We start from the raw sequence: 12,254 nt of genomic DNA, 5'->3' as shown, positions 1-12,254 counted from the left end.
CATTTTTACGAATGTCTTGACAACACAAAATAAGAGAATTTAACGCATTTTAATGATCTAAAGCCAAGCGTTAATGAAATTAAATAAATAAAAGAAGTAATTATGACAACAAAAAACCATGAAGCTCATTTTCCCGCCTTATGGGTAATGATGCTGGGGGTGATGGTCGCCATCGGCCCTTTATCGATTGATATGTATCTGCCAGCTTTTCCAAGTATGGCGGAGGATTTTGGGGTGAGTGTGTCGGTGATCGCCAAATCGGTGCCGGCGTACTTTATCGGGCTGGTGTTTGGCCAGTTGTTTTATGGGCCATTTAGTGATCGTGTGGGGCGCGTCAAGCCCATGTATCTTGGGATGACCATCTTTATCATCGCCTCGATCATTTGTGCCACCACCAATAATGAATATGTGCTGTTCGCCGCGCGCACGCTGCAGGCCTTGGGCGCTTGCGTGACGGCGGTGGTGACACGAGCTGCGATCCGCGATACCCTAAACCCTGTCCAAACGGCCAGAGCCTTTAGCCTGATGGTGCTGGTGATGGGCGTGGCACCGATTTTAGCGCCGAGTCTGGGCGCGATGATTTTGCAAGTGGCAGACTGGCATGCGGTGTTTTGGTTTTTGGCAGGGTTTGGGCTACTCAATCTGATCTTAACCAAATTGTTTTTAAAGGAGACGCTTAAGCCTGAATATCGCAACACCAAGCCGATGCGCGAGACTTTTGGGCAGTATCTTAGCTTGATAAAAGATGGCCGATTTATGTTGCCAGCTTTAGCAGCAGGACTGCTTCAAGGTGCTTTTTTTATTTATTTGTCGATCTCAAGTGAGCTGTTTATGGTCAATTATCATCTGACAGAGCAGCAGTTCGCCATCGCGTTTGGGGCCAATGCATTTGGATTTATTGCATTAACTCAGGTCAATCAGCTACTGACCAAGCGCTTTGATTTGGTACAATTATTACGCGTAGGCGCTCTGATTCAGCTGATCGCATCAAGCTGTCTGCTCGTGCTTGGATTGATGTTTGGCGGGCAGGCTGATTTTTATTTGGTGTTCTTAAGCATCTTTATTTGTATTGCTGGATTGGGATTTACTCAGCCAAACGCTGCTGCCATCGCGCTGGCTTTCCAAAAAAGCAGAGCAGGTATGGCCAGTGCCATGCAAGGGGCGCTGCAGTTTTCGGTGGGGATTTTTGGCGGCTTGTTGATCGGGTTATTTGAGTTAAATCCAGTGACCAAGCTTGGCATCATCGTCAGCATTTTGGTGATGGTTGGCACTTGGTTGGTGTTTCGCATTGACCCAAAAACCGATTTATCAAGCATGCAGTAGCATCGGTCTTTCAAGCTGGGTAGCAATTTAATCAAGGAGATGAAATGAAAGCTGTCATTTTAACCATCATGGGCGCATCGCTTGCCATCACAGGCTGTGCCAGCTTATCAAAAGCAGAGTGTCAAGTCGCGGACTGGTATCAAATCGGCGCTAAAGACGGCGCCAATGGTCATGACTGGAACCGCCTAGCCAGCCACGCCAAAGCCTGCGCCAAAGTTGGCATCGCTCCAGATCGCGATACATGGGAGCGCGGCCGCCAAGCAGGATTGCACAGCTACTGCACCCCTGCCAACGCTTACCGTGTGGGCAGCCAAGGATCATCCCTAAAAAATGTCTGCCCGCTTGAGTTACAAGATCATCTCAATCGCGCCACCAGTTACGGCAACAGCATCTATCGACTTAGAAGAAATCTGGAGAATGGCCGAAAAGAGCTAAGCACCCTAAAAGATCAGCTCAAAAAACTGCAAGAGGGTGATAATTTAGAATTTAAGAGTGAAAAAGAAGCGCGCGCTTATATGCTGCAATTACCTGCCAAAATCCGCGAGCTTGAGGCGAATTTGGCGTATTATGATGCGCAGCTAGATCAAGCAATCGCAAACAATCCATTTCTCTGATCACTGCAAGCCCCAAAAAGGACGATGATGCTGAATTTTTCGTCCTTTTTTATCACTTGTCAAAAATTTTGCCTTAATTTTCTGTTATAATAGACAGTATTTATTTTTTGATCATCTTGCCAGTTTAATGGCGTCATTTGCAAGGGTAAACACCATGATGAGCACCATCGCCGGTTTGGGTTTTTTGACCGATTTTCAAGCACAAAAATTAGCCGAACAGCTCAAAGACAAAGCAAATCTCACTGTGAGTGCGTTGAGCAGCCAGCAGGTTTATGTATTTGATGCACCATTGTCTGATAGCGACCGCAAAAAAGCCTTGGATCTATTGAACCAAGGACAAGCGCCAGAGCTTATGGGTGCTGGTGATGGACAGGTGCAAGTTGTGGTTGCACCGCGTTTTGGCACAATTAGCCCATGGGCATCGAAGGCGACCGATATTTTTAATAACTGTGGCGTGGATATTCACCGTGTTGAGCGTGTGGTGGTTTATACCTTGACAGGCGAAAATCTGCCAAGCCGTCTACCACCTGCCGCCGAAGCTATCTTGCACGATCGCATGACCCAAAGCTTGGTTTATGAGCTTGGTGATGTATCAGCCTTGTTCGTCGATGGTGAGCCTGCACACCTAAGCACAGTGGATATCATGGGCAAAGGCCGTGATGCACTGGTGTCTGCCAATACTGAATTTGGCTTTGCGTTATCGAGCGAAGATATTGATTATTTGGTCGAAAACTTCACCAAGCTTGGCCGCAATCCAACCGATGTCGAGCTGATGATGTTCGCCCAAGCCAACTCTGAGCATTGCCGTCACAAGATTTTTAATGCCGAATGGACGGTCGATGGCGAAGTACAGCCAAAATCACTGTTCAAGATGATTCGCAACACCCATGAAAAGCATTCTGAAGGCATCCTATCGGCCTACAAGGACAATGCAGCGGTGATGGAAGGCTTTGTGGCTGAGCGTTTTTATCCAACCAAAAATGATGCAGGCGAAGCACAGTACGGTTTTCATAATGAACAAGTCGATATCTTGATGAAAGTCGAAACGCACAACCACCCAACGGCGATTGCTCCATTTGCAGGTGCGGCGACAGGTGCTGGCGGTGAGATTCGTGACGAAGGTGCGACAGGTCGTGGCGGTAAGCCAAAAGCAGGCTTGACAGGCTTTAGCGTCTCGCATCTGCATCTGCCAACGATGCCTGAAAAATGGGAAACATCAGGCAAGGTATCGGCAGCCGACTATGGCAAGCCATCACGCATGGCATCGGCGCTAGATATCATGATCGAAGGCCCATTGGGTGGTGCGGCTTTTGCTAACGAATTTGGTCGTCCGAACCTAAACGGCTATTTCCGTACCTTCCAGCTGGATACATCCGCCGAACAAGACGGCAGTCAAATGCGTGGCTATCATAAACCAATCATGATTGCCGGTGGCTATGGTAATATCAAGCGTAATTTGGTTCAAAAAAATGCCATCCAAGAAGGGGATTTGCTCATCGTACTGGGCGGCCCTGCGATGCAAATCGGTCTGGGCGGTGGTGCAGCAAGCTCGGTGGATAGTGGTGAGTTGGACGAAGGCTTGGATTTTGCCTCTGTACAGCGTGATAATGCTGAGATGGAGCGTCGTTGCCAAGAAGTCATTGACACCTGTTGGGCGATGGCAAAAGATGGCAATGATAACAACCCAATCGTCTCAATCCATGATGTCGGTGCAGGCGGTCTGTCAAATGCCATGCCTGAGCTTGTCGATGATCATGAGCTGGGTGCACACCTAAACCTGCGTAAAGTGCCATCACTAGAAGCAGGTATGTCGCCGATGGCTATCTGGTCAAACGAAGCCCAAGAGCGTTATGTGCTGGCTATCCGTCCTGAGAGCGAAAAGCTATTTGATGACATCTGTGCGCGTGAACGCTGCCCATATGCTATCTTGGGTACAGCGACTGCGGTGCGTCAGCTACAAGTCGATGACAGCCTATTACCAGAGCAGCCTGTTGATATGCCAATGCAAGTGCTGCTTGGTGGTACGCCAAAGATGAAGCGTAGCTTTAGTCGTCGTGACAATGACCTGCGCGCCTTGGATGTCTCATCAGTGGATTTGGCAACGAGCATCAAAGATGTCCTACGCCACCCAACGGTCGCCAGCAAGTCATTCCTAATCAGCATCGGTGACCGCTCAATCACTGGCATGGTGACCCAAGATCAGTATGTCGGCCGCTACCAAGTGCCTGTGGCAGACTGTGCGGTGACCAGCACGAGCCTAACCGCCACCACTGGTGAAGCGATGGCGATGGGCGAGCGTGCGCCAGTGGCATTGATTAGCCCAACGGCATCAGCACGCCTAGCAGTCGGTGAAGCAGTGACCAATATCGCATCAGCACGCATCGCCAAAATCAGCGATGTGACTCTATCAGCCAACTGGATGGCAGCCTGTGGCGACGAAAAAGAAGATGCTGCACTGTTTGATGCGGTGCACGCAGTCGGCGAAGAGCTGTGCCCTGCGCTTGGTATCACCATTCCTGTGGGCAAAGACAGCTTGTCAATGAAAGCCAACTGGCAAGATGATGGCGTGGATAAGACAGTCAGCTCACCGATGAGTCTGATCATCACTGCTTTTGCGCCAGTACAAGATGTTGCAGGTACGCTGACGCCGGCACTTGTCAATAGTGACTCAGTGCTGTATCGCATTGATTTGTCAGGCGGCAAGCTGCGTTTGGGCGGTTCGATTTTTGCACAGACCTTGAGCCAATTGGGCAATGATTGCCCTGATTTGGACAAGGCAGCCGACCTTGCCAATTTCTTTGCCTTTATCCAAGCAGCTGCCAAAGCAGGCGTGATCAAGGCATATCATGACATCGGTGATGGTGGCCTTGTGGCAGCAGTGGCTGAAATGCAGTTTGCCAGCCGTATTGCGATCAATCTTGCTCTGACTGATGAAAACCTACTTGGTCAGCTATTTGCCGAAGAGCTGGGTGCGGTGGTACAGGTATTGCCTGAAGATGTCGATGCCTTTGTCGCATTGGCAGATGAGCATGGTGTATCAGCATTGACAAGCCTTGTTGGTGATGCCAAGGCGACACCAGCAGGTGGTGCGGGCGTGGATAAATTGACCATCACGACGCCAACGGTACAGCTTGCCTTTGATCGCAGTGAACTACAACAAGAATGGGCAAAAGTCAGCCATGCCATCCAAAGTCTGCGTGACAACCCTGCCTGTGCCGACCAAGAATTTGCCCTAATCAGCGACATCAACCATCATGGTTTGATTGCTGATGCCAATTATGACCTAGATTTGGCGGTCGAAGCACCATACATCAACAGCCGCACCAGTCTACCAAAAGTTGCCATCTTGCGTGAACAAGGCGTGAACGGCCATCTTGAGATGGGTGCAGGCTTTGTGCGTGCAGGCTTTGATGCCATCGATGTGCATATGAGCGACTTGATGAGCGGTCGTATCAATCTGCGTGACTTTGAAGGTTTGGTGGCGTGTGGTGGCTTTAGCTACGGCGATGTCTTGGGTGCAGGCTCAGGTTGGGCGAACTCGGTACTGTTCCACGATGAGCTGCGTATGCAATTTGCCCGTTTCTTCCATCGTCCTGAGACCTTTGCGCTGGGTGTGTGTAACGGCTGTCAGATGATGAGTCAGCTCAAGGACTTGATGGTCGGTGCTGAGCATTTCCCACGCTTTAGAGCCAACAAATCTGCCCGCTTTGAGGCACGCACGGTCAATGTCCGTGTTGAGCGTACCAAATCAGTCCTACTAAAAGGTATGCAAGACAGCATCTTGCCAATCGCCATCGCACATGGTGAAGGCTATGCCGATTTGGATGATAAATCAATGGCGGAATTGGTGCGTCATGGTCAAATCGCACTACGCTATGTCGATAGCCAAGGCAATCCAACCGAGCATTATCCGCTGAACCCGAACGGCTCACCAGAAGGTGTCACGGGTGTATGTAGCAATGATGGCCGTGTCACCTTGATGATGCCGCATCCAGAGCGTAATCTGCGTGCGGTGAATCATTCATGGAAGCCTGATGAATGGCAAAATGACGGTGCGTGGATGCGTCTATTCCGCAATGCTCGAGCATTCTTGCGTTAAGCACAGATTAATAGCAGAATAACAACTTGCCCCAAATCACTCATGGTGGTTTGGGGTGTTGTTTTGGGTTATCCATATTTAGATAGATAATTTATAAATAACTATATAAAAAATTCGCATAAATTAGATTAAATTTCATCCAATATTAACCAAATATAAAAATAATTTGTCAAATCAATGAGATGTTATCAGAAATTTTGCCCAATTTATCCCAAAAATAACTTATAATTATAGGGTTTGCTCATGGGGTCATGAGTATTGCAATAATTGTTCTGATTTTCTTATGAATCATGCTTTGTCGGCTCGATGCTTGATAGGTGCGTGATGATGTTTTAAAGGAGAGTTGTGTGGAAATTACACTCAACGGCTACTATACGCTGATTTTGGCGACGCTTGTGTTGCTATTGGGGCGTTTTTTGGTTAGAAAAATCAAATTTTTAGGCGATTTTAACATTCCTGAGCCTGTGGCGGGCGGTTTGATCGCTGCGGTGATTGTTTATTCTTTAAACTTTTTCTTTGGCTATAGCTTTACTTTTCAAAAAGAGCTACAGACCGCGTGTATGCTGATGTTCTTTGCATCCATCGGTCTGTCAGCGGATTTTGGCCGTCTAAAAGCAGGCGGTAAGCCATTGTTGATTTTCTTATTCGTGGTGTCAGGATTTATCCTGTTCCAAGATCTGATCGGTGTGGGTCTGGCGACGGCACTGGGACTTGATCCGTTGATGGGTCTGGTGGCAGGTTCGATTTCTTTGACGGGCGGTCATGGCACGGCAGGTGCTTGGGGCGCCACATTTGAGGATAAATATGGCGTGGTGGGCGCAACCACACTGGGCATCGCTTGTGCGACCTATGGTCTGGTGGCAGGTGGCATCATCGGCGGTCCTGTGGCCAAACGCCTGACCAATAAGCTTGGCATTCGACCGACAGCTGATAAAGCCAACTTGTCAGATGTGGAGCAATTGGCAGACGATCAGTCACTGTACAGCACCAAGCATAACTTTGATGACGACACCGCGCACAAAGAGATGTTCGAGCGTCCTGATAACATCCGCCTGATCACGGCATCATCGACCATCGAGACGCTGGCGCTGTTTGCGGCGTGTTTGGCATTTGCTGATATCATGACAGGCATCGCCAAGGATACTTGGATTGAGCTGCCGACCTTTGTATGGGCATTATTTGGCGGCGTGGTGATTCGCAATGTCTTGACCACTTTCTTTAACTTTGACATGTTTGACCGTGCCATTGATGTCTTTGGTAATGCGGCGCTGTCATTGTTCTTGGCGATGGCGTTACTGTCGCTAAAACTGTGGGAGCTGACGGATCTGGCTGGGCCAATTTTGATCATCTTGGTGGTGCAGACACTGGCGATGATTGCTTATGCGTATTTTGTTACCTTCCGCATCATGGGCAAGGACTACGATGCCGCGGTGTTGGCGGCAGGTCATTGTGGTTTTGGTCTGGGTGCGACGCCGACGGCCATCGCGAACATGCAGGCCATTACCGATCGTTATATGCCATCGCATAAGGCGTTTTTGATCGTGCCGATGGTGGGTGCGTTCTTTGTCGATATTATGAATGTGGCGATTTTGCAGGCATTTATTGGTATCATCGGTTAATCACCCAAAAAAAATCAACCCTTTTATCATCTGGTAAAAGGGTTGATTTTTTTATGAGATTATAGCTGTTTTTTTAAGACTTTAGAGTTGCGGCTGTGGTCATAGATCGCTTGGCGTTCGACAGGCAAAGCATCGACCCCAACCTCATTAAAGCCTTGTTCGACGAACCAATGCGCAGTGTGTGTCGTCAGAGCAAACAACTGATGGCGACCGTGACTGCGCGCTTGCTGCTCCAAAAAAGCAAGCAAATCTGCACCACGACTACCCTTGCGATAGTCAGGATGGATGGCAAGGCTTGCCACTTCAGCCGACTGCTCATCGAGTGGATACAGTGCAGCGCAGCCCAAGATGGTGCCGTCTCGCTCGATGACATTATAATACTCAATTTCTTGTTCTAGGCGCTCTTGGGTGCGACGGATCAAGATGCCTTGCTCTTCAAGGGGTCTTAGCAGCTCTAATAAGCCGATCACATCATTGACCGTGGCACGGCGAATCTCTTCATAAGGATCGTGGCTGACCAGCGTGCCTGAGCCATCGCGGGTGAACAGCTCTTCGATCAGCGCGCCGTCTTTGGCATAGCTGATGATGTGCGTGCGATGCACACCTTCGCGGCAGGCGGCGGCGGCACAGCGCAGAAAGTGGGTGATCTCTTCTTGGTCATTGCGATCTCGTAGCAGACGATCGACCTCGTTTGGAATCATCTCGCGCAGCAGGCGACCATCACGGCTGATGATGCCATCGTCTTCGCCTAAGAAAATCAGCTTATCAGCGCCCAATGCCACCGCAGTCTGCAAGGCGACATCTTCAGCCAAGAGATTAAAAATCTCACCAGTCACCGAAAAGCCTGTCGGGCCTAAGATGACAATGTGGTTATTATTCAGATTATGGCGGATGGCAGCGACATCGATCGAGCGCACCTCGCCAGTCATCTGATAATCCACACCATCACGAATGCCAAAAGGACGCGCGGTGACGAAGTTGCCTGAGATGGCATCAATGCGAGAGCCATGCATCGGTGAGTTGGCAAGACCCATCGACAGCTGCGCTTCGATCTGTAGGCGAATCGAGCCGACCGCTTCAAGCAAGGCTGGCATCGCTTGCTTGGGGGTGATGCGCACATCGTCATGGATATTGGTGGCAAGCCCTTGTTTGATGAGGTTTTGCTCGACTTGTGGGCGCGCGCCATGCACCAGCACCAGTTTGATGCCTAGGCTATGCAGCAGGGCAAAATCATGAATCAAGGTGCTAAAGCCATCACGCGCGACCGCCTCACCGCCGAACATGATGACAAAGGTCTTGCCACGATGCGTATTAATATAAGGGGCAGAGTTGCGGAACCAATGCACTGGTGTCAGCGCTGGCACAGCCTCAGATGAGCTGATGGGATTCATGGGTACTCCAAAAGGCACAAGCGGTAATCATGCCGACAATGAGAAAATTTATCCAAAAAAATACATCTGTATCAGATGATCGATCATCGTGATACGATAGCAAAGTTTTTGGCAGATGCCAAGCGATTTATTAAGTTTTTATGAGGTGTTGAGCATTGGCAGTGATTTGACTGTGGTGGTATGATTGATGGTCATCACATCGCGGTTACTATAATTAAACAGTCGAGAAATTCACTCTTTTGCCAAGCTGTGCTATGCTTAGTGTACATTTGGTTTTTATCTAATAAAAGGATGACTTATGAAACTGTCTGCTGCTTTATCTTTGGGTGCATTGACTTTGGCTTTGGCTGCATGTTCGACCACACCGACCAGCACTGCCACCAACACGGCTGCCACGCCATCTGTACAGGCGTCTGCCACCACACCGACGGTGGTGACCAGTAATGATGTTGATACGGTGATGAATGCCTTTTTGGTACGCACGGTCGATGGCGCAGAGGTTTTGGAGCCCGTCACAGCTCAGACTCAGATCAAAAAAGGCGACTTGGTGGAATATCAAGTCCTACTCACCAATAATGGCAAAGATCGCGTGCGTGACATGCGTGTGGCGCTGAGCTTGCCAGCAGGCGCTGAGTTTACAGGATTTGTCTCACCAAGTATCGGTACACAAGCCAGCGCTGATGGTTCGCGCTTCGTGTTCATGCCGATCCGCTCATCGGTCAATGGCACCACCCAAAACCTGCCATTCGCCCAATACCAAGCATTGCGCTGGAGCATCCAAGATTTGGGCATTGGTGCGACCACCGTGGTCAAATACCGTGCGATCATTCGCTAATTTGTGCTTGATAAGACACCAGATTCTGATGAGTCTGGTGTTTTTATTTGCCATCATCTGGATGCCGATGGGGTGTTTGCTTTTCTTAAGCATCACCCAAGTGTGTATTTTTTGTAATATAAATCATTTACAAATAAAAAATATTCTTATTTGGTTTGAATCCTTGTCCAAGCTGTTTTATAATGTAGGATGTGATGCCGCGATGGCAAAGATATTTACAACAAATCAATTAAGCGAAGGGGTACTGCGATGACCGCACCAACCAAAAAACACATCTATCTTGCGACTGTGACGCTGATGAGCGCCATTGGCTTGGCAGCCTGTGCCGATAAGCCTGCTGAGCAGAGTGCGACAGCCGACACGCAAGCGCAAACCAGCATCACCGAAGCGGCTACCCCAAGCGCGGATGCTGTCGCACCAACAGGCGATATCACCATCAAAACTGCCACAGGTGATGTGACCATTGCGGGCAATCCACATCCACTGGCGGTGTATGATATGACAGCGATGCAAAACTTGGCGGTACTCGGCGTCCCAGTCGAAGGTATGCCAGCCGATCTTCGTCTGACCAACCTAAAAGCCGCCAACACCCCAGATGCTGCCGAGATTGGCACTGTACTTGAGCCAAATCTAGAAGGCTTGAACGCTCTACAACCAAAAGCCATCATTGTCGGCTCTCGCATGGCTGAAAAAGCTGAAGAGCTTGGCAAAATCGGCACTGTGCTGAATCTTACCATCGACACCAAAAATCCTTATGAAGCCACCAAACAGCAGCTGACTGATTTTGGTAAGCTATTTGGCAAAGAAGCTGAAGCGACCACCGCCATCAGCGACATCGATGCAGCGATCGCAGCCGCCAAACAAGCAGCGGCAGGCAAGGGCAATGGCCTAGCCATCATGGTCAATGGCAATAAGCTGTCTGCCTATGGCGACAAATCTCGCTACGGCTTTTTGCACACGGCCTTTGGTATCCCGATGGCAGATGCCAATATCGAAGATGCACGCCACGGTCAGCCGATCAGCTTTGAATACCTACAAAAAGTCGATCCAGATTGGCTATTTGTCCTAGATCGCGGTGCTGCCATCGGTGAAGAGGGTGAGTCTGCCGAAGTGGTGCTAGATAATCCACTGATGCATGGCACCAAAGCTTGGAAAAACAAACAAATCGTCTATCTAAGCCCAGACAGCTATTTGGCATTTGGTGGTTATTATCAATGGCTTAATGACGCCCAAATCGTCACCGACGCTTTCAACGCCAAAACAGCACAATAATCCCAATGATGGCAGGTGTGATACTTGCCATCTTTTATTTCGTCAATTTGTGTGTCCTAAGAGTGTTATGAATACCGCTGCATCAATCAATCCTTGGCAAAAAGCCATCGGCATCAATGCAATCAGCTTAGTGCTGATGGCGATGCTGATTTTGGTGAGTTTATCGGTTGGTGTGGCAGAGTTTAGTTGGCAAAGTCTGATATCAGGTCAAGTCAGCCAAGATGCCCAAATCCTAATCCAAAGCCGTATCCCCCGTACGCTTGCCATCATCTTGACTGGTGCAGGTATGGCGATCAGTGGCATGATGATGCAGGTGGTGCTCAAAAACCGCTTTGTCGAGCCATCGATGGTGGGTGCTACCCAAAGTGCGGCACTGGGTATGCTCATCACGGCACTCATGCTCCCATCAGCACCCATCATCGCCAAAATCAGCATCGCCACCGTCTGTGCGATGGTGGGTATGATGATATTTATGAAACTGATTAAGCGGCTGCCAGCGACGGATTATCTGATGATTCCGTTGGTTGGGATTGTCTTTAGTGGCATCATTGATGCGATGAGTACATTTATTGCTTATCAAACTGAGATGGTGCAGATGCTTGGTGTGTGGCGATTTGGCGATTTTTCCAGTATTTTGGCGGGTCGCTATGAGCTGTTATGGCTGGTTGGTGGTGTGTCGCTGATGGCCTATATTTTGGCTGATAAGCTGACCATCATTGGGCTGGGTGATCATATCGCCACAAACTTGGGCGTCAACCGTGACACGGTACTTCGGCTGTCGGTTGTGATGGTCGCCTTGGTCAGCTCGGTGGTGGTGGCGACGGTTGGTATGATTCCTTTTGTGGGGCTTGTGGTGCCAAACATCATCAGCCGTTTGATGGGCGATCGGCTTAGACTCACTCTACCTGCAGTGGCACTGCTTGGTGCATCCGCGGTGCTATTGTGCGACATCATCGGGCGACTGATAATTTATCCGTTTGAGATTCCGGTCACGGTGGTCTTTGGGGTACTGGGTGCGGCGGTATTTTTATATTTATTATTAAAAAATCCCAAATAACTCTCTATAACCTTCTATAACATTCACTAAGATTTTGCCAATTT

Annotated in this window: 8 protein-coding genes; 7 read left to right on the top strand and 1 reads right to left on the bottom strand. The window is 49.2% G+C overall.

Translation table 11 applies throughout. The features are described from left to right. Window positions 1–102 precede the first annotated feature (102 nt). The 4 genes from B0681_RS08005 to gltS all read left to right on the top strand — a co-directional run bounded on the left by B0681_RS08005 (window position 103) and on the right by gltS (window position 7,655). On the top strand, window positions 103–1,323 hold the full coding sequence (locus B0681_RS08005; protein ID WP_078318215.1) for a multidrug effflux MFS transporter: 1,221 nt from the start codon (window positions 103–105) through the stop codon (window positions 1,321–1,323). A gap of 44 nt (window positions 1,324–1,367) precedes the next feature. Next, window positions 1,368–1,937: a DUF2799 domain-containing protein gene (locus B0681_RS08000; RefSeq protein WP_078318214.1), complete on the top strand. Its 570-nt coding sequence runs from the start codon at window positions 1,368–1,370 to the stop codon at window positions 1,935–1,937. 154 nt (window positions 1,938–2,091) lie between these two features. Further along, window positions 2,092–6,036 (top strand): phosphoribosylformylglycinamidine synthase, encoded by a 3,945-nt coding sequence (purL, locus tag B0681_RS07995; RefSeq protein WP_078318213.1) that lies wholly within the window; start codon window positions 2,092–2,094, stop codon window positions 6,034–6,036. A gap of 347 nt (window positions 6,037–6,383) precedes the next feature. Next, window positions 6,384–7,655, top strand: coding sequence for a sodium/glutamate symporter (gene gltS / locus B0681_RS07990; protein ID WP_078318212.1), 1,272 nt, complete (start codon window positions 6,384–6,386; stop codon window positions 7,653–7,655). A gap of 59 nt (window positions 7,656–7,714) precedes the next feature. On the opposite strand, the gene argA is transcribed toward gltS, so the two are convergent. After that, on the bottom strand, window positions 7,715–9,046 hold the full coding sequence (gene argA, locus B0681_RS07985; protein ID WP_078318211.1) for an amino-acid N-acetyltransferase: 1,332 nt from the start codon (window positions 9,044–9,046) through the stop codon (window positions 7,715–7,717). Window positions 9,047–9,344: 298 nt separating this feature from the next. On the opposite strand from argA, the gene B0681_RS07980 reads away from it, so the two are divergent. The 3 genes from B0681_RS07980 (at window position 9,345) to B0681_RS07970 (ending at window position 12,210) form a co-directional block, all read left to right on the top strand. Then, on the top strand, window positions 9,345–9,881 hold the full coding sequence (locus tag B0681_RS07980; RefSeq protein WP_228143890.1) for a DUF11 domain-containing protein: 537 nt from the start codon (window positions 9,345–9,347) through the stop codon (window positions 9,879–9,881). 249 nt (window positions 9,882–10,130) lie between these two features. Next, window positions 10,131–11,153, top strand: a complete 1,023-nt coding sequence (locus B0681_RS07975; protein WP_228143889.1) for a siderophore ABC transporter substrate-binding protein — start codon at window positions 10,131–10,133, stop codon at window positions 11,151–11,153. 67 nt (window positions 11,154–11,220) lie between these two features. Then, on the top strand, window positions 11,221–12,210 hold the full coding sequence (locus tag B0681_RS07970) for an ABC transporter permease (protein WP_114144977.1): 990 nt from the start codon (window positions 11,221–11,223) through the stop codon (window positions 12,208–12,210). Window positions 12,211–12,254: the final 44 nt, after the last annotated feature.

It is taken from the genome of Moraxella porci DSM 25326 (assembly GCF_002014855.1).
Lineage (GTDB): Bacteria > Pseudomonadota > Gammaproteobacteria > Pseudomonadales > Moraxellaceae > Moraxella > Moraxella porci.
This window is presented reverse-complemented; position numbering and strand designations above follow the sequence as displayed.